General features: G+C 76.5%; 22 protein-coding genes and 1 pseudogene. 6 read left to right on the top strand and 17 right to left on the bottom strand.

What is annotated here, in order from left to right; genetic code table 11:
- Positions 1–122: 122 nt before the first annotated feature.
- Positions 123–227, top strand: a complete 105-nt coding sequence (locus ACI8AD_RS22900; RefSeq protein WP_456872831.1) for a hypothetical protein — start codon at positions 123–125, stop codon at positions 225–227.
- A gap of 34 nt (positions 228–261) precedes the next feature.
- Here the strand turns inward: ACI8AD_RS22900 and ACI8AD_RS22895 are convergent.
- Positions 262–1,050: pseudogene (locus ACI8AD_RS22895) on the bottom strand (DMT family transporter); the annotation flags it as partial.
- Between the two features lie 150 nt (positions 1,051–1,200).
- Between ACI8AD_RS22895 and pdxR the strand changes: the two are divergent.
- Positions 1,201–2,673, top strand: coding sequence for a MocR-like pyridoxine biosynthesis transcription factor PdxR (pdxR, locus tag ACI8AD_RS22890; RefSeq protein WP_456872829.1), 1,473 nt, complete (start codon positions 1,201–1,203; stop codon positions 2,671–2,673).
- Here pdxR and ACI8AD_RS22885 read toward each other — a convergent pair.
- A complete protein-coding gene (locus ACI8AD_RS22885) occupies positions 2,670–5,042 on the bottom strand; it encodes a glycoside hydrolase family 65 protein (RefSeq protein ID WP_456872828.1) in 2,373 nt (790 codons plus the stop codon). The two genes, pdxR and ACI8AD_RS22885, sit on opposite strands and share 4 nt — an antisense overlap.
- A complete protein-coding gene (locus tag ACI8AD_RS22880; RefSeq protein WP_456872827.1) occupies positions 5,039–5,788 on the bottom strand; it encodes an HAD family hydrolase in 750 nt (249 codons plus the stop codon). Before ACI8AD_RS22880 ends, ACI8AD_RS22885 begins: the two co-directional genes overlap by 4 nt.
- 139 nt (positions 5,789–5,927) lie before the next feature.
- Between ACI8AD_RS22880 and ACI8AD_RS22875 the strand changes: the two genes are divergently transcribed.
- Positions 5,928–6,473 (top strand): YbhB/YbcL family Raf kinase inhibitor-like protein, encoded by a 546-nt coding sequence (locus ACI8AD_RS22875; RefSeq protein ID WP_456872826.1) that lies wholly within the window; start codon positions 5,928–5,930, stop codon positions 6,471–6,473.
- 47 nt (positions 6,474–6,520) lie between these two features.
- On the opposite strand, the gene ACI8AD_RS22870 is transcribed toward ACI8AD_RS22875, so the two are convergent.
- The gene (locus tag ACI8AD_RS22870) at positions 6,521–7,348 is read right to left on the bottom strand and encodes a GNAT family N-acetyltransferase (protein WP_456872825.1); all 828 of its coding nucleotides are present in this window, start codon (positions 7,346–7,348) and stop codon (positions 6,521–6,523) included.
- Between the two features lie 94 nt (positions 7,349–7,442).
- Here ACI8AD_RS22870 and coaA point away from each other — a divergent pair, with 94 nt between their 5' ends.
- A complete protein-coding gene (coaA, locus tag ACI8AD_RS22865) occupies positions 7,443–8,405 on the top strand; it encodes a type I pantothenate kinase (protein ID WP_456872830.1) in 963 nt (320 codons plus the stop codon).
- A gap of 300 nt (positions 8,406–8,705) precedes the next feature.
- Positions 8,706–8,909: a DUF5999 family protein gene (locus ACI8AD_RS22860; RefSeq protein WP_456872824.1), complete on the top strand. Its 204-nt coding sequence runs from the start codon at positions 8,706–8,708 to the stop codon at positions 8,907–8,909.
- 31 nt (positions 8,910–8,940) lie between these two features.
- Here ACI8AD_RS22860 and ACI8AD_RS22855 read toward each other — a convergent pair whose 3' ends face one another.
- From ACI8AD_RS22855 to ACI8AD_RS22795, 13 genes are all read right to left on the bottom strand, one after another.
- On the bottom strand, positions 8,941–9,882 hold the full coding sequence (locus ACI8AD_RS22855) for a hypothetical protein (RefSeq protein ID WP_456872823.1): 942 nt from the start codon (positions 9,880–9,882) through the stop codon (positions 8,941–8,943).
- Between the two features lie 83 nt (positions 9,883–9,965).
- Positions 9,966–12,959, bottom strand: coding sequence for an aminomethyl-transferring glycine dehydrogenase (gene gcvP / locus ACI8AD_RS22850; RefSeq protein ID WP_456872822.1), 2,994 nt, complete (start codon positions 12,957–12,959; stop codon positions 9,966–9,968).
- Positions 12,960–13,187: 228 nt separating this feature from the next.
- Positions 13,188–13,763: a MerR family transcriptional regulator gene (locus ACI8AD_RS22845; RefSeq protein WP_456872821.1), complete on the bottom strand. Its 576-nt coding sequence runs from the start codon at positions 13,761–13,763 to the stop codon at positions 13,188–13,190.
- A 257-nt stretch (positions 13,764–14,020) separates the two neighbouring features.
- Positions 14,021–14,506, bottom strand: coding sequence for a bifunctional nuclease family protein (locus ACI8AD_RS22840; RefSeq protein WP_456872820.1), 486 nt, complete (start codon positions 14,504–14,506; stop codon positions 14,021–14,023).
- A 92-nt stretch (positions 14,507–14,598) separates the two neighbouring features.
- On the bottom strand, positions 14,599–15,366 hold the full coding sequence (ftsR, locus tag ACI8AD_RS22835; RefSeq protein WP_456872819.1) for a transcriptional regulator FtsR: 768 nt from the start codon (positions 15,364–15,366) through the stop codon (positions 14,599–14,601).
- An 18-nt stretch (positions 15,367–15,384) separates the two neighbouring features.
- Positions 15,385–15,903, bottom strand: a complete 519-nt coding sequence (gene odhI / locus ACI8AD_RS22830) for an oxoglutarate dehydrogenase inhibitor Odhl (RefSeq protein WP_176449933.1) — start codon at positions 15,901–15,903, stop codon at positions 15,385–15,387.
- Positions 15,904–16,163: 260 nt separating this feature from the next.
- Positions 16,164–16,568 (bottom strand): glycine cleavage system protein GcvH, encoded by a 405-nt coding sequence (gcvH, locus tag ACI8AD_RS22825; RefSeq protein ID WP_089403837.1) that lies wholly within the window; start codon positions 16,566–16,568, stop codon positions 16,164–16,166.
- A gap of 52 nt (positions 16,569–16,620) precedes the next feature.
- On the bottom strand, positions 16,621–17,568 hold the full coding sequence (locus ACI8AD_RS22820; RefSeq protein ID WP_456872818.1) for a DUF881 domain-containing protein: 948 nt from the start codon (positions 17,566–17,568) through the stop codon (positions 16,621–16,623).
- Positions 17,565–17,897 carry a small basic family protein gene (locus ACI8AD_RS22815; protein WP_456872817.1) on the bottom strand — a complete coding sequence of 111 codons (333 nt, stop codon included), beginning with the start codon at positions 17,895–17,897 and terminating at the stop codon, positions 17,565–17,567. The genes ACI8AD_RS22820 and ACI8AD_RS22815 overlap by 4 nt, the downstream gene beginning before the upstream one ends.
- 3 nt (positions 17,898–17,900) lie before the next feature.
- Positions 17,901–18,800, bottom strand: a complete 900-nt coding sequence (locus ACI8AD_RS22810; protein WP_456872816.1) for a DUF881 domain-containing protein — start codon at positions 18,798–18,800, stop codon at positions 17,901–17,903.
- Positions 18,797–19,474 (bottom strand): CDP-alcohol phosphatidyltransferase family protein, encoded by a 678-nt coding sequence (locus ACI8AD_RS22805; RefSeq protein ID WP_456872815.1) that lies wholly within the window; start codon positions 19,472–19,474, stop codon positions 18,797–18,799. The genes ACI8AD_RS22810 and ACI8AD_RS22805 overlap by 4 nt, the downstream gene beginning before the upstream one ends.
- 219 nt (positions 19,475–19,693) lie before the next feature.
- Entirely contained in the window at positions 19,694–21,763 is a 2,070-nt protein-coding gene (locus tag ACI8AD_RS22800) for an elongation factor G-like protein EF-G2 (protein ID WP_456872814.1), read from the bottom strand.
- A 213-nt stretch (positions 21,764–21,976) separates the two neighbouring features.
- Complete coding sequence (locus tag ACI8AD_RS22795; protein WP_456872813.1) at positions 21,977–22,957, bottom strand: zinc metalloprotease; 981 nt, start codon at positions 22,955–22,957, stop codon at positions 21,977–21,979.
- A gap of 186 nt (positions 22,958–23,143) precedes the next feature.
- Here ACI8AD_RS22795 and ACI8AD_RS22790 point away from each other — a divergent pair, with 186 nt between their 5' ends.
- Positions 23,144–23,353, top strand: a complete 210-nt coding sequence (locus ACI8AD_RS22790) for a hypothetical protein (RefSeq protein ID WP_456872812.1) — start codon at positions 23,144–23,146, stop codon at positions 23,351–23,353.
- Positions 23,354–23,492: the final 139 nt, after the last annotated feature.

The raw sequence follows: 23,492 nt of genomic DNA, 5'->3' as shown, positions 1-23,492 counted from the left end.
CCGCCCCCCCCCCCCCCCCCCCCCCCCCCCCCCCCCCCCCCCCCCCCCCCCCCCCCCCCCCCCCCCCCCCCCCCCCCCCCCCCCCCCCCCCCCCCCCCCCCCCGGACTCCGACGCCGACCAGCTGGCCCGGCTCACCGGCCTGCCCGCGCTGCTGTGGGTCGGGCTGTTCCTGCTCGTCGACCTCGCCGCGCTCGCGCTGGCCGCCTGGTGGCTGCTGCTGCGCTGACCGGGTCGCCGGCGCCCATCCCCAGCAGCAGCCCGGCGGCGACGACGGCGACGCCGGCCCACACCGGCAGGGTCGGCAGCGGCCCGCCGAGCAGCACACCGGTGGCGGCCGCGGCGACCGGTGCGATGCCGGTGAGCAGCCCGGCGCGGCCGGCGCCGAGGCGGGTGACCGTCGCGTACCAGAACACGAAGGCGACCGCGGTGACGCCGACGGCGAGGTAGCCGACGGCGAGCAGCTCCGCCGGCCCCAGGCGCAGGACCGCGCCGCGCCCCTCGGTGGTCAGCCCCAGGACGGCGAAGCCGAGCGCGGCCAGCCAGGTCGTGTGCACCGACACCCCCCAGGGGCCGTGCCGGCCCAGCACCGGGACGGCCAGCAGGGTGAACGCCGCCTCGCAGGCCAGCACGACCAGCGCCCACAGCAGGCCGGTGCTGTCGGCGCGCCCGAGCCCCTGCACCAGTGCCGCCCCGGCGGTGACGACGACGGCCGCGACGAGCACCCGCGGGCGCGGCCGGCGGCCCTCCAGCAGCGGTCCGGCCACCCCGAGCAGCAGCGGCACGCTGGCGACGGCGACCCCGAGCACCGCCGGCTCGGCGTGCACCGCCCCCTCGACGAGGGCGACGTTGAACAGCACCAGCCCGGTGCCGGCGACGCCGAGCAGCCAGCCCCACTCGGCGCCGCGCGGGCGCCGCAGCGGCCGGCCCGCGGCCCGCGCCAGCACGACGAGCAGCGCGCAGGCGGCCGCGTAGCGCACGGCCTGCGCGGTGGCGTCCTCGGCGGACCCCAGCAGCCCCGAGACCGCGACGCTGCCCCCGACGAAGGTCATCGCCAGGGCACCGGGCACCGCCGCGCGGACGGTGCCGCCGGAGCTGTCGGGCCGGGGGCTGTCGGGTCGGGGGCTGTCCGGGTGGGCGGTCACGGTGCCACCCTGGGCGCGCGGTGGACCGGTGGACAGGTCCGATGGGGACGAGGTGGAGTGGACCGATCCGGAGCACGGGACGACGGCGGCGCGGACTTCCTGCAGCTGCGCCGCGAGGAGGCGCCGCCGCAGGGCCTGACCACCTGGCTGGTCGACCGGGTGCGTGCCGCGGTGGCCGACGGGCGGCTGGCCCCGGGTGCGGCGCTGCCCCCGACCCGGGTGCTGGCCGGTGAGCTCGGCACCTCCCGCGGGGTCGTCGTCGAGGCGTGGCGCCGGCTGGCCGACGAGGGGCTGGTGGTGGCGCGGACCGGGTCGGGCACCGTCGTCGCCGGCCCCGCGCCGGGATTCCGGACCGCCCGGGCCGCTCCCGTGTCCGCTGCCGTGTCCGAGGCATTCCCCGGCGACGGCGCCGCGCCACGGCTGCCGGTGCGGGCACCCGAGGGCGTCGACATCGACCTCTCCCCCGGTGTGCCCGACCTCGCCGCCTTCCCCCGCGCCACCTGGCTGCGCGCCGAGCGGGCAGTGCTGAGCGGCGCCGGAGACGCCGACCTCGGCTACGGCGACCCGCGCGGCCACCCGCGGCTGCGGGCGGTGCTCGCCGCGTGGCTGGCCCGCACCCGCGGGCTGCGGGCCGGCGCCGACGAGCTGGTCGTCGTCGCCGGGGTGGCGCAGACGCTGACGCTGCTGGCGTCGGTGCTGCGCGCCCGGTCGGGCGGGGCGCCGCGGATCGCCGTGGAGGACCCCGGGTCGCGCGGCGCCCGGGACGCGATGGCGCACTGGGGCGTCGACCCGGTGCCGGTCCCCGTCGACGGCGACGGGCTGGTGGTCGACGCGCTCGCCGCCACGGACGTGCCGACGGTGCTGCTGACGCCCGCCCACCAGTTCCCCACCGGGGTGGTGCTGGCGCCGGGGCGCCGGCGCGCGGTGCTGGCCTGGGCGCGGGAGCGCGGCGGGCTGGTGGTCGAGGACGACTACGACGCCGAGCACCGCTACGACCGCGCGCCGGTGCCCGCGCTGCAGTCCGCCGCGCCCGGGTCGGTGCTGCACACCGGCAGCACGTCGAAGAGCCTGGCGCCCGGGATGCGGCTGGGGTGGCTGGCCGCCCCGGCGCACCTGCACGCGGACCTGGTCGCCGCCCGGCACGCCATGGACCTCGGCAGCCCGGTGCTGCCGCAGCTGGTCCTGGCCGAGCTGCTGACCAGCGGCGCCCACGACCGGCACCTGCGCCGGGTCCGCGCCCGGCAGCGGGCCCGCCGCGACGCCGTCGTCGCCGCCGTCCGCGAGCACCTGCCCGCCGCCCGGGTGGAGGGGGTGGCCGCCGGGCTGCACCTGCTGCTCACCCTGCCCGGGCGGCCCGGGCTCGACGACACCGAGCTGGCCGCCCGCGCGCGGCAGGCCGGCGTGCTGGTGCACCCGCTGTCCTGGCACCGGGTGCGGCCCGGCCCGCCGGGCCTGGTGCTCGGCTACGCCGCCTCCCCGCCCGGCCGCCTGCACGAGGCCGTCACCCGCCTGGCCCGCGTCCTCGCTTAGTCGCGCTGGCCCTTGCCGCGCCGGCGGGGCGCCGCGCCCGGCGGCTGGGTCACCGGGGCCACCTCCGGCGGCGGCGGGTTGTCCAGCACCGTGTCGCCCTCGTCGACGGTCACCCGCCGGCCGTGGTGGTGGATGTCGAGCGGCTCGCCCTCGTGCAGCCGGTAGGTGGTCTGCTCCCGGCCGATGGCGACCTCGAGGATGCGGCCCTGGTAGGCCAGCCGGAAGCGCAGCCCGGTGATCCGCGAGGGCAACCGCGGGGCGAACAGCAGCCGGCCGTCGTGGTCGCGCATGCCGCCGAACCCGGCGACGGCGACCGTCCAGCCGCCGGCCAGCGAGGCGATGTGCAGCCCGTGCCCGGCGTTGCCGTGCAGGTTCTGCAGGTCGGTCAGCGCCGCCTCGCCCCAGTAGTCGTAGGCCAGCTCCAGGTGCCCGGTCTCGGCGGCCACGACCGCCTGCTGGGTGGCCGACAGCGAGGAGTCGCGCACCGTGCGGGCCTCGTAGTAGGCGAAGTCGGCGACCTTCTCCTCGTGGGTGAAGGCGTCCCCGCGCAGGTGCAGGGCCATCACCAGGTCGGCCTGCTTGACCACCTGCTTGCGGTAGATCTCGAAGTACGGGTAGTGCAGCAGCAGCGGGTAGTGGTCGGGCGGGGTCGCGGCGAAGTCCCACTCCTCGTGGTGGGTGAACCCCTCCGACTGCATGTGCACGCTCAGCCGCGGGTCCCAGGGCACCCGCATCATGCGCGCGGCCCGCTGCCACAGCGTCACCTCGTCCTCGCTGACCTGCAGCCGCCCGGCGACGTCGGGGTGCCGCTCGACCGCCGCGGCCGCCTCCCGCAGGTTCCGCTGCGCCATGAGGTTGGTGTAGACGTTGTTGTCCACGACGGCGGTGTACTCGTCCGGGCCGGTCACCCCGTCGATGCGGAACCCGTCCTCGGCGTCGAAGTGCCCGAGCGACGCCCACAGCCGGGCGGTCTCGATGAGCAGCTCGGCGCCGAAGTCGCGGTCGAACTCCTCGTCGCCGGTGGCGTGCAGGTAGCGCACGACGGCGTCGGCGATGTCGGCGTTGATGTGGAAGGCCGCCGTCCCCGCCGGCCAGTAGCCCGAGGTCTCCTCCCCGCGGATGGTGCGCCACGGGAAGGCCGCGCCGCGGCGGCCGAGCTCGCGGGCCCGGTCGCGGGCCAGGTCGAGGGTGGAGTGCCGCCAGCGCAGCGCGTCGCGGACGGCGTCGGGGGCGATGTAGGTCAGCACCGGGAGCACGTAGGTCTCGGTGTCCCAGAAGGTGTGCCCGTCGTAGCCGGGGCCGGTGAGCCCCTTGGCCGGGATCGGCTGGCGCTCGGCGCGCAGCGAGGCCTGCAGCAGGTGGAAGGCGCCGACCCGCACCGCCTGCTGCAGCTCGTCGTCGCCCTCGATCTCGACGTCGGCCAGCGACCAGTGCGAGTCGAGCACCTCCTTCTGCTCGCGCAGCAGCCGCTCGAAGCCGGCCAGCTTCGCGGTGGCCAGCGCCCCCTCCACCTGGTCGCGCAGCGCCGCGGCCGAGCGGCGCGAGCTCCAGCCGTAGGAGAGGTACTTGACCAGCTTGAGGGTGGAGCCCTGCGGCAGCCGCGCGGCGAGGGTGTAGCGGGCGAGGTCCTCGCCGGCCTCGATGTCCTCGGTGACCGAGTCGGGCACGTCGACGACGTGGTCCATGCCGGCGGCGATGCGCAGCTTGCTGCGGCGGGTCTGGTGCACCAGCACCGCCCGCTGCATCCGGGCGACGGCCATCTCCTTGACCAGCGGACGGCGCAGCGCGGCCGCCGCGCGGGGGTCGTCGCTCTCGCTGCCGCTGTCGACCGGTTCGTTGGCCAGCAGGTCCGACTGCAGCGCCACGTAGAGGTCGCCGCGGTCGTCGCTGCACTCCACGGAGTACTCGATCGCGGCGATCGAGCGGCGGCGCAGCGACACCAGCCGGGTGCTGGTGACCTTCACGACCCGGCCGTTGGGCGAGCGCCACTCGGTGACCCGGCGCAGCACCCCGCGGCGCAGGTCGAGGGTGCGGCGGTGCTCGACGATCTCGCCGTAGTCGAGGTCGAAGGGGGTGTCGCCGACCAGCAGCCGGATCAGCTTGCCGTCGGTGACGTTGACGACCGTCTGGCCCTGCTCGGGGAAGCCGTAGCCGGCCTCGGCGTAGGGCAGCGGCCGCTCCTCGAAGAAGCCGTTGAGGTAGGTGCCCGGGACGACGATCGGCTCGCCCTCCTCGAACGAGCCGCGCATGCCGATGTGCCCGTTGGCCAGGGTGAACACCGACTCGTGCACGCCGAGCGAGGCGTGGTCGAGACCGATCTCGGTCAGTGACCACGGCTCGATCGGGAAGCTGGGGCGCCCCTCGGTCACCTGGTGTCTCCCTCCGCGGTGCGGTCCCCCAGCAGCTGGTCCAGATCGGTGACCACGACGTCGGCGCCGTTCTCGCGCAGCGCGTCGGCCTGCCCGACGCGGTCGACGCCGACGACGTACCCGAAGTGCCCCGCGCGACCGGCCGCCACACCGGCCAGCGCGTCCTCGAACACCACGGCGGCGGCGGGCTCCACGCCCAGCGCCCGCGCGCCGGCGAGGAACGTGTCGGGCGCGGGCTTGCCGCGCAGCCCCTCGCGGGCGGTCACCACCCCGTCGACGCGGGCGTCGATGTACTGCGCGAACCCCCCGGCGTCGATCACCTGCTCGCCGTTGGCCGAGGCGGTGACGACGGCGGTGGCCAGGCCGGCCTCCTTGGCCGCGCGCAGGTAGGCCATCGAGCCGGGGTAGACCTCGACGCCGTGCTCGGCGAGCTCGGTGAGGAGCAGCTCGTTCTTGCGGCGGCCGATGCCGTGCACCGTCTGCGCGGCCGGCGGGTCGTCGGGGGTGCCCTCGGGCAGCGTGATGCCGCGGCTGGCGAGGAAGTCGCGGACGCCGTCGGCGCGCGGCTTGCCGTCGACGAAGCGGTTGTAGTCCAGCTGGGTGAACGGCGGGGCCTGCGGCTCGGTGGCGCGCAGGAACTCGTCGAACGTGCGCTTCCAGGCCGCCATGTGCACCGTGGCGGTCCGGGTGAGGACGCCGTCCATGTCGAAGAGACAGGCGCGGATGCCGTCGGGGAGTCCGAGCACGCTGCGACGCTACCGGCGCGTCGCGCCGCTGACCTGTCGAGACGTCCGGCCCCCGGTCGCGGGGCGGGCGCGCAGTCGGCAGCCTGGGCTCGGCGCGGAGTGCCCCGCACCGCCCGTCCACCCGAGGAGAGGACCGCCCGTGGCCGACCGGCCCGTTCCCCCCGACCCGTACCAGTTCCTGCCGCCCGTCCCGTCGTTCACGGTGACCAGCACCGACCTGCGCGACGGCGAGGTGCTGCCCATGCCGCACGTCAGCGGCGTCATGGGCGCCGGCGGGGAGGACCGGTCCCCGCAGCTGTCGTGGTCGGGCTTCCCCGAGCAGACCCGCGGGTTCGCCGTCACCGTCTTCGACCCCGACGCCCCCACGGTCAGCGGCTTCTGGCACTGGGTGGTCACCGGCCTGCCCGCCTCGGTGACCGAGCTGCCCCACGGTGCCGGCGACCAGGAGGGGTCGGGCCTGCCGGCCGGCGCCCGGCAGCTGCGCAACGACGCCGGCTTCCCCGGGTACGTCGGCGCCGCGCCGCCCGCCGGCCACGGCCCGCACCGCTACTACGTGGTGGTGCACGCCCTCGACACCGAGGACATGGGCGTGCCCGCCGACGCCAGCCCCGCGTTCCACGGCTTCAACCTGTTCGGCCACACGCTGGCCCGGGCGACCCTCGTGGTCACCTACACCCAGGACTGACCGCCCCGGCGTCCCGGCCCTCGCACGGGTCGGGACGCCGCCGGGCGTCAGCCGTGCGGCCGCTCCGGCGGGCGGGCGGCGACCCCGGTCGAGCCCAGCCAGGCGAAGCCGACCCGCTCGTAGACGCGGGCGACGTCGTCGTCGCCGGCGGTGAGGAAGACCAGGTCGGCGGTCTCGGCGGCCTGCGCCACCAGCGCGGAGGCCAGCGCCGCGCCGACACCCCGGCCGCGTCGCCGCGGGGAGCTCGCCACGCCGACGATCTCGCTGATCTCGGTGCCGTCGACGTCGACCGGGTGGTGCGAGCCCACGCCCACCGGCTCGCCGTCCTCGATGGCCACCATGACCACCGTCCGGCCCGAGGCGACCCGCTCGCGCAGCACCGCCGCGCGGGGTTCCGGGAGGGTCTCCTCGTCGGCCCCGTCGTCGGAGCCGTCCTGGGGGTCGTCGTCGTGGTGGGCGGCGAAGCCGGTCTCGAGCAGGTGCTGGTAGTGCGGCAGCGCCGGGTCCTCGGCGCCCACCACGTAGAGCCGGACGCCCGCGGGCAGCAGCACCTCCACCGGGTCGTCGACCACCAGCAGCGGGAAGTGCGACACCAGCAGGCCGGCGCGGCGGGCGGCGGCGTCCAGCGACGGGGTGCGCTGCACGATCCACTCCACCGCCGCGGGCAGCCCCGCCTGCTCCTGCAGCGCGGCGGCGGCGCGCACGTCCTCGGCGCTCACGGCACCGGCGCCCGGCCGCGGGCGGGCGGGGTAGGGCCAGGCCGGCGGGCCGAGCGGCACGTCCAGCGCCCCGGCCGGCACCGGGCGCGCGTCCGGCAGCGGCGCGGCGGCGGCGTACCGCTCGACGCGGTCGAGCAGCCCTGGGCGGGTCGGCACACCGGCACCCTATGCGCGTGCCCCGCGCCGGACCGGGGTCCTTCCCCCTGTCGGGGTGACCCGGCGGTCGGGCCGGCGGGACCCGGGCGGCACGATGGACGGCGTGACGGCAGGGACCCGGCCCTCGATCTCGCCCTACGCGGCCTTCGACCGCGACGCGTGGCGAGCCCTCGCCGGCTCCCGCACGCTGCCGCTGGACGAGGCCGACCTGCAGGCGCTGCGCAGCCTCGGCGACCGCATCGACCTCGACGAGGTCGCCACCGTCTACCTGCCGCTGGCCGAGCTGCTGGGTCTGCACGTCACCGCCAGCCAGCGGCTGTGGGCGGCGCAGAACCGCTTCCTCGGGGACACCACCGCGAAGGTCCCCTACGTCATCGCGGTGGCCGGCAGCGTCGCCGTTGGCAAGAGCACCACCGCCCGGCTGCTGCAGACCCTGCTGGCCGCCGGCCCCGGCTCGCCGCGCGTCGACCTCGTCACCACCGACGGGTTCCTGTGGCCCAACGCCGTCCTGGAGGCCCGCGGGCTGCTGACCCGCAAGGGCTTCCCCGAGAGCTACGACCGCCGCGCGCTGGTCCGGTTCCTCGCCGACGTGAAGTCCGGCCGCGGCCAGGTCAGCGCGCCGGTGTACAGCCACTCGTCCTACGACGTCGTGCCGGGGCAGCGGCAGGCCGTCGACCGGCCGGACATCCTCGTGCTCGAGGGGCTCAACGTGCTGCAGGCCGGCCGCCGCGACGACGGCCGGGTGCCCGAGGTGTTCCTCTCGGACTTCTTCGACTTCTCCGTCTACGTCGACGCCGCGGAGAGCGACATCCAGCAGTGGTACGTCGAGCGGTTCCTCGCGCTGCGCCGCACCGCCTTCGCCGACACCTCCGCCTACTTCCACCGCTACGCCGACCTCAGCGACGACGACGCCCGCGCCACCGCGCTGTCGATCTGGGCGGCGGTCAACGGCCCGAACCTGCGGCAGAACATCGCCCCGACGCGGTCGCGGGCGCGGCTGGTGCTGCAGAAGTCCGCCGGCCACTCGGTGCGCCGGATCCTGCTCCGCAAGCTCTGACCGGGCGGCGTCCCTCTCCTCGCTGCTCCCCCTCCCCGACCAGGCTACCGAGTCCGGGCGTGGCCGAGTTGGGGATAACGGTAGAGAGAAGTGGTCGGCACCTCGGCCATCGCGCCGGCGGCATGGTCCGCGCCACCGGCGGCCTCCGCCATGGCGAGGTCTGACGACCCGAACGGGTCAGGTCGTGGGATTCGTCACTCGGAACACCGGAGGGGCGGGCGCACACTCGGAGACGTCCGGTGACCGGACGCTCACTGCACGTAGACCCGGCGTGAGCCGGCCCGATCGGGAGTCCTCCTGATGTGCGTACACACGACCCCCTGCCCCGACGCCACCAGCGACGCGCGTGACCTCGCCGCCGTCGTGAGCAGCCACCCCGAGCAGGGCTGGAGCCTGCTGTGCAACGGCGTCGTCCTGTTCGACGACGACGGCGAGCTGCTGCCCGACGGCCGCGCGGTCGCCGACCACCACCAGTGGCGGTCCCCCGGCCTGGTCTCCGCCTGACCCGACCGCCGGACCCGACCGCCCGATCCGGTCAGCCCGCCGCGGCCTCGGCGGCCTCGCCCAGCAGGGCGGTGAACGCCGCCGGGTCGGGCTCGGCCGCGTCCGGCGCGGCGCTCTGCGCCAGCAGCAGCCCGCGGGACCCGTCGACGACGAAGCCGACCAGCACGCTGTGGCTCTCCTCGCCGGCCGGCGCGACGGTGAACTGCACGCCGGCGCTGCGGTCGCCCAGCTGCGGCACGTCCAGGCGGGTCAGCTGCACGGTCGTGCTCCCGCCCCACGGGCCGGTCGTGGTGATCGACGAGCACCGGGCCAGCAGCTCGTCGACGGGCAGCGGCAGCCCCTCGAGCTGCGGGGACTCGGCCAGCACCTGCACGGTCTGCGTCTGCGGGGTGCGGGCGGCCTGCGAGGCGACGGCCAGGCCGTCGAGCTGGTCGCCGAGGGCGGGCATGGCCTCCAGGGCCGCCTGACAGCCGGCCGGCTCCACGGTCACCTCACCGGCCCAGTCGTCGTCGCCGTCGCCGTCCTGGTCGCTGTCGTACCAGGGGCCGGGCCAGCCGCCCCACCCTCCCCAGCCACCCCAGCCGGAGCCGGCGCCGAGCTGGTCGAGGGTGATGCCGACGACGGTCGCGTCCTCGCCGAACGCCGAGGCGGGCAGCAGCCGGTCGTCCAGCTCACCGGAGCCTCCCGCGTCGGGCGGGGGCGCCGGCGTGGCCGACGGGGTGCCCGACGTCCCCGGCACCGACGCCTCCGGTGCCGACGTGCCGGGCGCCGAGGTCCCCGGCGCGGAGCTCCCGGGCGCCGAGGTCGCGGGCGGGGAGGTCTGCGGCGTCGGCGACGGCGCCGGCGTCGAGCTCTCGTCGGTGGCCGCGGCCGGTGCCAGCTCGTCGGAGCCCGCGCAGCCCGCCGTCAGCAGCGCCGCGGCGGCCAGCGCCGCACCCGTCGTCCGGACCCGTCGCCGCGTCGTGGCCGCCATGGCTGCATGATCCACCGGCGCGGTGACCTGCCGCACCCTCCGGAGGTCGGAACCGGCCGGTACCCGTGTCACGGGGGCCGCGCTCAGGCCCGGCCCGCGCCCACCACGTCGGCGGCGGTGCCGAGGTCGTCGGGGGCGCCCTCGCCGCGGTCGGGGACGTGCGTCCGCGGCGCGTGCGCGGGCTCCGGCTCGGCGAAGGCCGCCGGGGACGGGCAGGAGCACACCAGGTTGCGGTCGCCGAACGCCTGGTCGATCCGCCGCACCGGGGCGAGGTAGCCGCGGGTGGCCAGCCGCGGCACGGGGAAGACCGCCGTCGACCGCGGGTAGGGCCGCGCCCACTCGCCGGTGAGCATCTTGAGCGTGTGCGGGGCGTTGCGCAGCGGGTTGTCCTCGCGGTCGTACTCCCCCGTGGCCACCTGCTCGATCTCCCCGCGGATGGCCACCATCGCCTCCACGAACCGGTCGAGCTCGGCGAGGTCCTCGCTCTCGGTGGGCTCGACCATCAGCGTGCCGGCCACCGGGAAGCTCATCGTCGGCGCGTGGAACCCGAAGTCGACCAGCCGCTTGGCGATGTCGTCGTTGGTGATGCCGGTGGCCCGGGTCAGCGGCCGGATGTCGAGGATGCACTCGTGGGCGACCAGCCCGCCGGCGCCGGTGTAGAGCACCGGGTAGTGCTCCCGCAGCCGGGCGGCCAGGTAGTTGGCGCCCAGCACGGCGTGCTCGGTGGCCCGCTGCAGCCCGTCGGGTCCCATCAGCCGCAGGTAGGCCCACGAGATCGGCAGGATGCCCGCGGAGCCGAACGGCGCGCCGGACACCGCCGGGCCCTGCCCGCCGGTGTCGGCCAGCGGGTGCCCGGGCAGGAAGGGCACCAGGTGCTCCCGGACGCCGATCGGGCCGACGCCGGGCCCGCCGCCGCCGTGCGGGATGCAGAACGTCTTGTGCAGGTTGAGGTGGCTGACGTCGGAGCCGAAGCGCCCCGGACGGGCCAGCCCGACCATCGCGTTGAGGTTGGCGCCGTCGACGTAGACCTGCCCGCCGGCGTCGTGCACCGCCGCGCAGATGTCGCGGATGTCGGTCTCGAACACCCCGTGCGTCGACGGGTAGGTGATCATGATCGCGGCCAGCCGCCCGGCGTGCTGGTCGATCTTCGCGCGCAGGTCGGCGACGTCGACGTTGCCCGCCTCGTCGCAGGCCACCACGACCACCCGCATGCCGGCCATGACCGCGCTGGCGGCGTTGGTGCCGTGCGCCGAGCTCGGGATGAGGCAGACGTCGCGGTGCGACTCCCCGCGGGAGGCGTGGTAGCCGCGGATGGCCAGCAGCCCGGCGAACTCGCCCTGCGAGCCGGCGTTGGGCTGCACGCTGACCGCGGCGTAGCCGGTGATCTCGGCCAGCCAGGTGCACAGCTCGTCGATCAGCTGCCGGTAGCCGCGGGCCTGCCCGGCCGGCGCGAAGGGGTGCACCCCGGCGAACTCCGGCCAGCTGATCGCGGCCATCTCCACGGCGCTGTTGAGCTTCATCGTGCACGAGCCCAGCGGGATCATCGTGCGGTCCAGCGCCAGGTCCTTGTCCGACAGCGACCGCAGGTAGCGCATCAGCGCCGTCTCCGAGCGGTGCGCGGAGAAGACCGGGTGGGTGAGGAACGGCGTGCGGCGGCGCAGCTCGTCGGGCAGCGCGTCGGGGCCGTCGTCGTCGAGCGCCGACTCCTCCGCGGCGACCCCGAAGGCCTCGGCGACCAGCCGCAGCACCGCCGGCGTCGTCGTCTCGTCGCAGGCGACGGCCACGGTGTCGGCGTCGACGCGGCGCAGGTTGACCCGCCGGGCGGCGGCGGCCGCGACCACGTCGTCGGCCCGGCCGGGGACGCGCGCCTGCACGGTGTCGAAGAACGCCTCGTGGACGACGTCGACGCCACCGGCGCGCAGCCACCCGGCCAGCGCCAGCGCGCTGCGGTGCACGCGGGCGGCGATCGCCGTCAGCCCCTCGGGGCCGTGGTAGACGGCGTAGGCACCGGCCATCACCGCCAGCAGCACCTGGGCGGTGCAGATGTTGCTCGTCGCCTTCTCCCGGCGGATGTGCTGCTCGCGGGTCTGCAGCGCCAGCCGGTAGGCGACGTCGCCGTCGGCGTCGACCGACACCCCGACCAGCCGGCCGGGCAGCTGGCGGGCCAGGCCCTCGCGCACCGACAGGTAGCCGGCGTGCGGGCCGCCGTAGCCCAGCGGGACGCCGAAGCGCTGGGTGCTGCCGCAGGCGACGTCGGCCCCCCACGCGCCGGGCGCCTCGAGCAGGGTCAGCGCCAGGACGTCGGCGGCGACGACGACCGACGCGCCGGCGGCGTGCGCCGCCTCGGCCAGCGCCCGGTGGTCGCGGACCGCGCCGCTGGCGCCGGGGTAGGACAGCAGGACGCCGAACGCGCCGGCCTCGGGCAGGTCGGCCGGCCAGCCCTGCGACAGGTCGGCGACGTGCAGGCCGATGCCGAGCGGCTCGGCGCGGGTCCGCAGCACCGCGAGGGTCTGCGGCAGCGTGTCGGCGTCGACGACGAACACCGCGCCCGGCTTGGCGCGGCCGGCCCGGCGGACCAGGGTCATCGCCTCGGCGGCGGCGGTGGCCTCGTCGAGCATCGAGGCGCCGGCCACGGGCAGGCCGGTGAGGTCGGCGACCATCGTCTGGAAGTTGAGCAGCGCCTCGAGCCGGCCCTGGCTGATCTCGGGCTGGTAGGGCGTGTAGGCGGTGTACCAGGCGGGGTTCTCCAGGATGGTGCGCTGGATGACCGCCGGGGTGACCGTGCCGGAGTAGCCCAGCCCGATCATCGAGGTGAACACCTCGTTGGCCGCGGCGCGCTCGCGCAGCTCGGCGAGGACGGCGGCCTCGTCGGCGGCCGGCGGCAGGCTCAACGCGTCGCGGTCGCGCACCGCCTCGGGCACGGTCGCGTCGACCAGTGACTGCAACGAGTCGTACCCGACGGCCTCGAGCATCGCGGCGGTCTCGCCGGCGCGGGGGCCGATGTGCCGGGCGGCGAACGAGCCCGCGGGGCTCAGTGCGCGCAGTGACGGGAGGGGGCCAGCAGCAGCGTCCGCCATTGCCACGACGCTACCAGCGGGCCGCCGCACCCCCGCGCCGGCGGGCGCCGATCAGCGCGCGTGGTCAGGGGTCGGGGCGGGGCGCCGGGTCGAGGCGGGGCGACGGCGCCGGGTCGGGGCGCGCGATGATCAGGGTCCCTGATCGTGCGGCGTCCTCCCGCACGTCCCACCGTGAGGGAGGACGCCCGACGACCAGGTCACCTGATCATCGGCGAGCGGCGGCTGCGGTCAGGCGGGCTGGGCGCGGCGTGCGCGGCGCATCGCCAGCTCGTCGTCGGCGGCGTGCAGCGGGGCGCCGTCGAGCCGCTCGGCGGGCAGCTCGGCGAGCTCACCGGACAGCTCGCGCAGCGCACCGGAGACGGCGATGCCGAAGACGCCCTGCCCGCCGGCGAGCAGGTCGACGACCTCCTCGGCCGACGTGCACTCGTAGACCGTGGCCCCGTCGGAGAACAGCGTGACGTTGGCGAGGTCCTTGATCCCGCGGTTGCGCAGGTGGTCGACGGCCCTGCGGATGTTCTGCAGCGACACCCCCGTGTCGAGCAGCCGCTTGACCACCTTCAGCACCAGGATGTCGCGGAACGAGTACAGCCGCTGGGTGCCCGAGCCGGTCGCACTGCGGACCGAGGGGGCGACCAGGCCGGTACGGGCCCAGTAGTCCAGCTGGCGGTAGGTGATCCCGGCGGCGGCACACGCCGTCGGGCCGCGGTACCCGACGAGGTCGGTGTCGACCTCGTCGTAGTCCGTCGCCCCCACGGCGGCGTCGCTGAAGAGCTGACCCTGGGAGCCCTCGCTCTGGTCGCTCACGTCAGCGGTCCTCCTTCGCGTGCCGTCGCGGGCGCGACGGCCGTCCCGGTCCGATCCGCTTCCCCTCGGATCACACCGGTGTTGTCCGCGACCGTAAGCCGGGCCCCCAGGGCGGTCAACTGACGCGGGCGGCGTGTCGCAGCACTCACCCCGACCGGGTGGTATCGGCAGGACCGGCGCCGGACTCCAGTCGGCGCACGACGCACGGGACGCGTGTGACGAACGGGACGAGTGGGGTCCCACCCGCCACGCGACGGTCAGGCCCCGCCGGAGCCCGAGCCCGCGCCGAAGTCCTCCGGCGAGATCTGGTCGAGGAACTCGCGGAACTTCTCGACTTCGTCCTCCTGCTCGTCGGGGATCTCGATCCCCACCTCGTCGAGCAGCTCCTCGGCGCCGAAGATCGGCGCCCCGGTGCGCACGGCCAGGGCGACGGCGTCCGACGGGCGGGCGCTGACCACGCGGTCGTCGCCGAAGACGAGCTCGGCGATGTAGATGCCGTCGCGCATCTCGGTGATGTTGACCGCCTCGAGGGTGGCGCCGAGCGCGCGCACCACCTCGCGCAGCAGGTCGTGGGTCATCGGCCGCGCAGGCCGGACCCCCTGCTGCTCGAAGGCGATGGCAGCGGCCTCCACCGCACCGATCCAGATGGGGAGGTACCGCTCCCCCTCCGTCTCCTTGAGCAGCAGGATCGGCTGGTTGCCGGGCAGCTCGACCCGGACCCCGACGACTCTGAGTTCCTGCACGGTGTTGCTCCCTCAGCTGCGGCGGTACGGGTGGACACCGGTGCGCACCGGAGCGGGCGGGCCCGGCGGCGGTGTCCACCGTACGCCCGGAGTCACGGGCGCAGGAGGTCCCGGAGGCGCGCCTCGAGCAGGGCGCGGTGCAGCTGCGCCGACAGCGCCGACAGCTCGGCGAGCTTGTCGGCGGCCCGCGCGCGGGCGTCCTCGGCGCGCGAGCGCAGCACCGGGGCGACCAGCTGCTCGACCAGCCCGGCCTCCCGCTCGGCGCCGGTGCGGAACACCCGCAGGTGCCGCGGCTCGATGCCGTGCCGGGCCAGCCCGGCGGCGGCGCGGGCGATGGGCAGGTCGCCGGCCGGGTGCCGCCCGTCGGCGTCGGGGGCGAGCAGGCCGAACTGCACGCAGTCGGCCAGCTGCCCTGGCTCGAGACCGGCGGCGCGGGCGAACTCGGCGGCGTCCAGGGGCGCGTCGGCGTCGGTCCCGGCGTCCGCCGGGGCGTCCGGGACCGACGCGGCCGCCGGCGACGGCCCGGGGGCCTGCACCGCGGGGCTGCCGGTGCCGGGCACCGGTAGCCCCCGGTCGAGCGCGTCGAGGTGCTCCTTGATCACCCGCAGCGGGAGGTAGTGGTCCCGCTGCGCGGTGAGCACGTACCGCAGCCGGTCGACGTCGGCCCGGGAGAACTTCCGGTACCCCGACGGCGTCCGCTGCGGAGCGACCAGCCCCTCGCTCTCGAGGAACCGGATCTTGCTGATGGTCACGTCGGGGAAGTCGTCGCGCAGCGCGGTCAGCACCGCCCCGATCGTCAGGCGCGGGGTCCGGACGTCGGCGACGCCGTCCCCGGACGCGCCGGCAGGCGCTCCCGGCACCGGATCAGCGCGCCCGCGTCAGCGGCCGGCGGGCTCGCCGGTGCGCGGGCCGGTCAGGTAGACGAGGCGGAACTTGCCGATCTGCACCTCGTCACCGCCGGCCAGGGTCGCGACGTCGACCGGCTCGCGGTTGACGTAGGTGCCGTTGAGGCTGCCGACGTCGTGCACCGAGAAACCGCCGCCCTCGCGGTGGAACTCGACGTGCCGGCGGCTGACGGTCACGTCGTCGAGGAAGATGTCGCTGTCGGGGTGCCGCCCGGCGGTGGTGACGTCCTGGTCGAGCAGGAAGCGGCTGCCGGCGTTCGGGCCGCGCTTGACCACCAGCAGGGCCGACCCGGCCGGCAGGGACTCCACCGCGCCGGCGTGGGCGTCGGCGCCGGGCTCGACGACCTCGGGGACGTCGCCGGTGTCCTCGCCGCCCACCTTCGGGATCACGCTGGTCGACTCGCCGACCCGCTCCTGGGAGAGGGCGGCGCCGCACTGCGCACAGAAGCGACTGCCCTCGGGGTTGTCGTGGCCACAACGAGTGCAGTGCACGTCTGTTCTCCTCCGGTGCAGGGGGCACCGCCGCGAGCGTTCCTGCCGCGGGCGGCCGGCGGACGACGGTCCGGTCGGTGCCGTCGTGGGTCGGCCGCCGCGCGTCGCACGGCGGGCCGTTGGTCATGGAACCAGCGGTCGTCCCGAGGGTCAACCGGACGTCGAGGTGTCGTCACAGCAGCCCCATCGGCCCGGCCGGGGGCCGGCTCCGGGGGCAGTCTAGTGATCGTCCGGGGGCGGCCGACGGCGGTGGGGGGCGGTCAGGACGCGTCGACCAGCGCCTGGTAGGCGGCCGCGTCGAGCAGGTCGGCGGTGGGGTCGCCGCCGTCCCCGGCGACGGTGATCTCGACCAGCCAGCCGTCCCCGTAGGGGTCGGCGTTGACCGTCTCGGGGGCGTCGGTGAGCGCCTCGTTGACCGCCGAGACGGTGCCGGCCACCGGCGAGTACACGTCGGAGACGGACTTGGTGGACTCCACCTCGCCGATCGGGTTGCCGGGGCCCACCTCCTCCCCCACCGCGGGCAGCTGGACGAACACGATGTCGCCCAGGGCGTCCTGCGCGTGGTCGGTGATGCCGACCCGGACGACGGTCCCCGCACCTCCGCTCCCCTGCACGAGCGCCCACTCGTGCTGGTCGGTGTAGCGGCGGTCGTCAGGGGTGGTCATGCGGCCTCGTCTCCGATCGGGTGGGGTGCCGGCGCCGCGGGGCCGCGGGGCTCTAGTCGCCGGGGTCGGGCTGAGCGTATTGAGGCTCGTCGAGGGGCCGCAACGCGTCGACGACGACCCGGTCGCGCTGCTCGATGTCCACGCTGCCGCCCTGCCGGCCGACCCGGTCGACCACGCCGCCGGGGATGCTCATCGCCGTCCGCAGGTCGGCCGCCGAGCCGATGACGACGATCTCGTAGGGCGCGGTCACCGGCCGGCCGTCGACGCGCAGGTCGCCCGGGGTGCCGGTGACGGCGGTGGACACGCCCACCCGGACGCCGTCGATCTGCATGGTCTCCGCGCCCGCGCCGCGCAGCTCCTGGACGGCGTCGAGCAGGTCGGCGACCCGCACCCGGCCCTCCGGGTCGCGGACGGTGATCACCAGACCCGGCCCCTCGGCGGCAACGGTGCCGTTGAGGACGGCGAGGGCGTCGGCGCGGGAGCGGGCGTCCTCGAGGGCGGCGGCCGACCGGCTGTCGGTGTCGGACAGCTCGCGCAGCGCGCCGCGCTGGTCGGCGATCTGGGCGCGCAGCCGGTCCTCCTCGCTGTCGAGGTCGTCGAGGATGGCGACCAGCTCCTCCTCGCGGGCGCCCTCGAGCGCCTGCCCGGTGTCGGTGCTGCGCACCTGGACGGCGATCGCGAAGCCGAGCAGCGCGGTGAGCACGGCGATGAGGGACCCCGCGACCAGCGACCGGCGCCGCCGCGGCCGCGCGCCGTCGGCCGGCGGAGGGACAGCAGGGGCCGGGACATCGGCGGCCGGGACCTCGGGTGCCGGGACCGCGGGTGCCGGGACCTCGGGTGCCGGGACCTCGGGTGCCGGGACCTCGGGTGCCGGGACCTCGGGTGCCGGGGCGTCAGGGGCGGGGTCCGCGGGCGGTGCGTCGGCGGGAGCGCGCCGCGGCACGTCGTCGGGCGCGCCGTCGTCGGGGACGGCGGCGTCGGGGGGCGGGGTGCCGGTCATGCCCGGAACAGGTGCCGGCGGATGGCCGCGGCGTTGCCGAAGATGCGGATGCCGAGCACGACCACCACGGCCGTCGACAGCTGCGCGCCCACCCCCAGCTGGTCGCCGAGGAAGACGATCAGCGCGGCGACGACGACGTTGGACACGAACGAGATGACGAACACCTTGGCGTCGAAGATCCCGTCGAGGGAGGCGCGGGCGCCGCCGAACACCGCGTCGAGCGCGGCGACCACCGCGATCGGCAGGTAGGGCTGCAGCCACAGCGGGACGGTCGGGTCGAGGACGAGGCCGAGGACGATGCCGACGGCCAGCCCGATGACGGGGATCACCGGTCAGTCCCCCGTCGCACCGTCGTCGGCGGGGGTGGCGGAGCGCAGTTCGGGGGTCCCCCCGGCGGGCACGGACAGCTCGTCCTCCTGGGCGAACTCGAAGCGCAGGCCGTAGACCTCGGAGATGGCGGCGAGCGCGCCGACCTCCGGGCTGGCCAGGAACTGCGACCGGAGGTCGTCCGGGTCGCCGATCGCGCTGACGAGGTAGGGGTTGGTGACCGGGCGGAAGTCGACGAGGACCGCCTCCCCGGCGAAGCGGATCGCCGACGTCGGCCCGAGCCGCTGGCCGTTGATGGCGACCGCCTCCGCGCCGGCGGCCCACAGCGCGTTGACCACCAGCTGCAGGTCGCCGTCCTGGACCCGACCGCGGGCGTCGTCCTGGGTGCCACCGCCCACCGGGTCGGCGTCGGCGTCGGGCTCGGCGTTGGCGAGGGTGACCACCAGGCCGGGGCCGCTGACGGCGACCAGCCCGGCGGCGAGCTCGGCGGCGTGCAGGTCGTCGATGGCGCGCTGGCCGCCGGCGCTGGCCGCCAGCGCGTCCGCGCGGGCCCCGGTGACCTCGTCGCGCAGCCGCTCGAGCTCGGCGGTGAGGTCGTCGGCGGTGGCCGACTGCACCTGGATCTCGTCGACCAGCTCCGCGCGGACCTGCTCGCGGCCCTCGGCGCCGGTGGCGGCCTGGTCGTAGGTGACCGCCGCCAGCAGGCCGGCGACCGCCATGGTGGCGGCGACGGCGAGCGGGCCGACGCGGCGCCGGGCCGGCCGGTCGGGCGCCCCGGCCGCCGCGCGCGCCCGGCGGGCCTCGGCCGCGCGGGCGTAGGCGGGGTCGAGGGTCTCGGCGAGCACCTGGTCGAGCAGCGAGGCGCCCATCGAGCGCGGGCCGCCCGCGCGCCGGGCGGTGGTCACGGCGCGGGACGGGCCTCCGCGCCCGCCGCCTCCCGCTCGGCGCGCACCAGCCCGACCACCTGCACCACGTAGAGCACGCCGGCCAGCACGTAGAGGACCCCGCCCCAGATGGTCAGCGCCCACGCGACCGGCTGCACCCACGCCCAGGCACCGCCACCGTCGGCCAGCAGCAGCAGCGGGAAGGCGTAGAGCAGGATGAAGGTGGCCGCCTTGCCCAGGTAGTGCACCTGCAGCGGCGGGTACCCGTGGCGGCGCAGCACCAGCAGCATGACGCCGAGGACGACCTCGCGGCCGACGAGCACGGCGACCACCCACAGCGGGACGACGTCGCGCAGCACGAAGGCGATCAGCGTGGCGACGATGTAGAGGCGGTCGGCGGCCGGGTCCAGCAGCGCGCCGAGCCGGCTGGACTGGCCGAGCAGGCGGGCGAGCTTGCCGTCGGCCCAGTCGGTGACCCCGGAGACCATGAGCACGACGACGGCCCACCCGTCGGCCTCGGGCCCCAGCAGCAGGTACAGGAACACCGGCACGCCGAGCAGCCGCAGCACCGACAGGAGGTTGGGGAGGGTCCACACGCGGTCGGGCAGCTCGTTGCGGTCGGCTCCCGGGGTCCCCGGCGCCGTCCGGCCGGGGGACGCCGGGACCGCGGCCGACGACCCTTGCGACGACGTCACTGCTCCTCCACCCCGCTGCACACCGTGCCCGAGGCTAGTCGAAGGACCCCGCTGCCCCCCGCCACTCGCACGCTCGCGGCGGGCCCCTGCAGCGGGGCCGTTCCAGCACCTCCCCTGCCCCCCGCCACTCGCACGCTCGCGGCGGGCCCCTGCAGCGGGGCCGTTCCAGCACCTCCCCTGCCCCCCGCCACTCACACCCTCGCGGCGGGGGCCCGACGACTAGGCGGGGACGGCGACCAGGGACGCCGGTGCCGGCTCGTGGCCGAGCGGACGGCGGCTGAACGAGCCGGTGCCGTGGCTGACCGAGCGCAGCGCCCCGGCGTAGCCGAGCAGCTCGATCTCGGGCACCTCGGCGCGGACGGTGGTGCGGTCGCGGTCGGGGTCGGCGTCGCTGCCGGTGACCCGGGCGCGGCGGGAGGACAGGTCGCTCATCACCGCGCCGACGTGCTCGCCGGGGACGACGACCGCCACCTCGCACCACGGCTCGAGCACCTTGGTGCCGGCCGCGGCCGCCAGCTCGCGCACGGCCAGCGCGCCGGCGGACTGGAAGGCGGCGTCGGAGGAGTCCACCGAGTGGGCCTTGCCGTCGACGAGCACGAAGGCGACGTCGACCAGCGGCCGGTCGTCGTGCACCCCCTTGGCCGCCTGCGTGCGGATCCCCTTCTCCACGCTGCCGTGGTACTGGCTGGGCACCGCCCCGCCGACGACGCGCTGCGCGAAGGTGATGCCCGACCCGGGCGGGCCGGGCTCGGCCTCCACCACGACGACGGCGTACTGCCCGTGCCCGCCGGACTGCTTGACCAGCCGGCCGGTGGCCTTCGCCGGCCCCGCCAGCGTCTCCACCATCGGCACCCGCACCGGGACGGTGGTCACCGCGACGCCGTGGCGGGTGCGCAGCCGCTCGAGCAGCACCTCGCCGTGCGCCTCCCCGACGCACCACAGCAGCAGCTGGCCGGTGTCGCGGGAGCGCTCGACGCGCAGCGTCGGGTCCTCGGCGGCCAGCCGGGCCAGCGCCGGGCCGAGCCGGTCCTCGTCGGCGCGGGAGGCGGCCTCGACCGCGACCGGGTGCTGGGGCACCGGCAGGTCCCACGGCGGGACCAGCCGCGGGTCGCCGGGTGCGGAGAGGGTGTCGCCGGTCTCGGCGGAGGTCAGCCGGGTCACCGCGCACACGTCGCCGGCCGGGCAGGACGCGACCGGGCGCAGCGTCGACCCCAGCGGGGAGGAGATGGCGCCGATCCGCTCGTCGACGTCGTGGTCGGGGTGGCCCCGGTCGGCGCCGCCGTGCCCGGAGACGTGCACCGGGGTGTCGGGGGTGAGGGTGCCGGAGAACACGCGCAGCAGGGAGACCCGGCCCAGGTAGGGGTCGGTGGTGGTCTTGACGACCTCGGCGACCAGCGGGCCGTCGGGGTCGCAGGCCAGCGCCGGGGCCGGGGAGCCGTCGGGGCGCGACACCGGCGGGCAGCCGTGCTCCATCGGGCACGGGAAGCCGTTGACGATCAGGTAGAGCAGCGCGTCGAGGCCGATGCCCTGCAGCGGGGCGGCGCACAGCACGGGGTGGAAGTGGCCGCGGGCGACGGCGGTCTCGAGGTCGTTCACCAGGTCGCCCTGCACCAGCTCGTCGCCGGCGAGGTAGCGCTCCATGAGCGCCTCGTCCTCGCTCTCGCCGATGATCCCCTCGATGAGCTCGCTGCGGAGCCGGTCGGCGTCGGGGGCCTGCGCGCCGGGCTCGAGCAGGTTGACCACCCCCTGCACCGAGCCGTCGGGACCGCGGTCGACGAGGTGGACCGGGTAGACGCCGGCGCCGAGGACGGTCTGGCACAGCCGCACCGTCTCCTCGACGTCGGCGCGCGGCCGGTCGAGCTGGGTGACGACGACGGCGCGCGGCATGCCGACCGCCGCGCACTCCTCCCACAGCTGCACGGTCGCCGCGTCGACCCCGCCGACTGCCGAGACGACGAACAGGGCGGCGTCGGCGGCGCGCAGCCCGGCGCGCAGCTCGCCGACGAAGTCGGGGCTGCCGGGGGTGTCGAGCAAGGTGATCCGGGCGCCGTCGTGCTCGACGGTGGCCACCCCGAGGGTCACCGAGCGCTGCTGGCGGACCTCGACCTCGTCGCTGTCGAGACAGGTGGTGCCGTCCTCGATGCGGCCGGCGCGCGGCAGGGTGCCGGTCGCGGCCAGCAGCGCCTCGGCGAGGGTGGTCTTGCCGGCGCCCGAGCGGCCGACCAGCGCCACGTTGCGGACCCGGCTCGCCTCGCGCGGGGCGGGCGCCGGGGACACCTCCCTACCCACGGCGGGCTCCCGCGCGGTGGCCGTCCTGGTCGGGTTCGGGCACGGGGACCTCCCGGGGTCGTCAGGGGTGTGGTCTCGGTCACAACCCTGCCCCGCGACGTCACCGCACGGCAAGACCCCGGCGGCCGGGAGCACGACGGGGCCCGGACGACGCACGCCGCCCGCGGGGGGACCCCGCGGGCGGCGTGCCGGTGAGAGGAGGCGGTGCGGCGGTCAGGCCGCCGACGGCGCCCGGTAGGCCTCCCAGGCGTTGCTCATCCGGGCGACCTGGCCGGCCGAGAACGTGTTCATGCAGAAGTCCTCGGTGTAGTCCATGAAGTTGGTGATCGGGTCGGTCCCGGGGTCGCGCGGGCAGCTGTCGCGGCCGGCGTCGGCCTCGCACTCGAAGGCGGGCAGGGCCTCGGCCGGGGTGTCGGGCACGTAGTCGCCGGGGCCGGAGCAGCCGCCCTGGAAGGTGTGGAACAGCCCCAGCCAGTGGCCGACCTCGTGGGTGAGGGTGTCGCCCTGGTCGTAGGGCTCGGCGGTGCCGCCGGGCATCGACTCGTCGAGGATCACCACGCCGTCGGCCCACAGCTGCCCGCCCTTGGCCTTCTGCGGGAAGGTCGCGTAGCCGAGCAGCCCGCCGCCGATGGAGGCGACGTAGACGTTGAGCGTCTCCGGGCCGCCCACGCGCAGCGCGGACTTGGCGGCCCGCTCCTCCTTGCTGCCCGGCACCAGGCTCGCCCACGCGGCGTCGACGGTGTACGTCGTCTGCTCGGGGTCGTAGGTGAAGACGAACGGCGTCGCCGGCGAGCCCGCCGCGGCGCCCTCGCCGGCGTAGGCGTCGTTGAGGACGTCGACCTGCGCGGCGATGAGCGCGTCGAAGCGGGCCTCGTCGACGGGCTCGGCGCTGATGACGTGGAAGACCGTGGGGACGGTGACCGAGCCGGCCTCGAGCACCGGGCGGGTCTTCGGGTTGCCCAGCGCGGCGGCCTGGTGGGTGGAGACGGCGTTGGGCTCGGCGCGGGTGGCCCCGGGGCGGACGCGGGCCTCCTCGGTGCCGGAGCCGACGTCGTCGGTGTGCACGTCGGTGCACGCCTCCGCGGCGCCGGCGGACGGGGCGGCGGCGTCGACCGTGCCGGCCGCCGGGGCGGTCGTCAGGGCCAGCGCCGCCGCGGCGCCGAGGGTGAGGGCGGTCCGGCGCAGCCGGGTCATGGGTGCCTCCGCAGGGAGCTCGGTCGGACGGGCCCCCGCCTGCTGGGGGCGGGGTGCGCGGAGCCAACCACACACCGGTACCGGGCGGTCTCGTCGGGCGTGTCGCAGGTCACGTCCGGCGCTCCGGCGCGCCCGCTGGCGGCCGCCCCGGGGCGGGGTCCCGACGGGGTCGGCGAGACTGCGGCGGTGACGAGCGCAGCGGGCGGGTACGCCGCCGGCCGGGACCAGGAGAGCAGCCGGGCGCACGCGGTGCCCCGGGAGGCCGCCGACGGGCCGCCGCCGTGGGTGGCCGCCTGCGGGACGCCGGTCGCCGTCGTCCAGGGTTCGTGGGCGGGCCGCCGCGGGCTGGGCTCCGAGGACGTGTGCCCCGACTGCCGCCGCCTCGCCCCGGCCTGAACCGCCGCCTGGCTCACCCCGACGCGAGAGGCCGTCCTCCCTCACCCGGACGCGGGCGGCCGGCCCGCCCCCCCGGGGGGGGGGGGGCGGGCCCGCAGGGCACCCTCTAATGGAGCCCGGGCCCGGCCCACACCTCGCG

This window comes from Geodermatophilus sp. SYSU D00766, from assembly GCF_054049915.1.
This window is presented reverse-complemented; position numbering and strand designations above follow the sequence as displayed.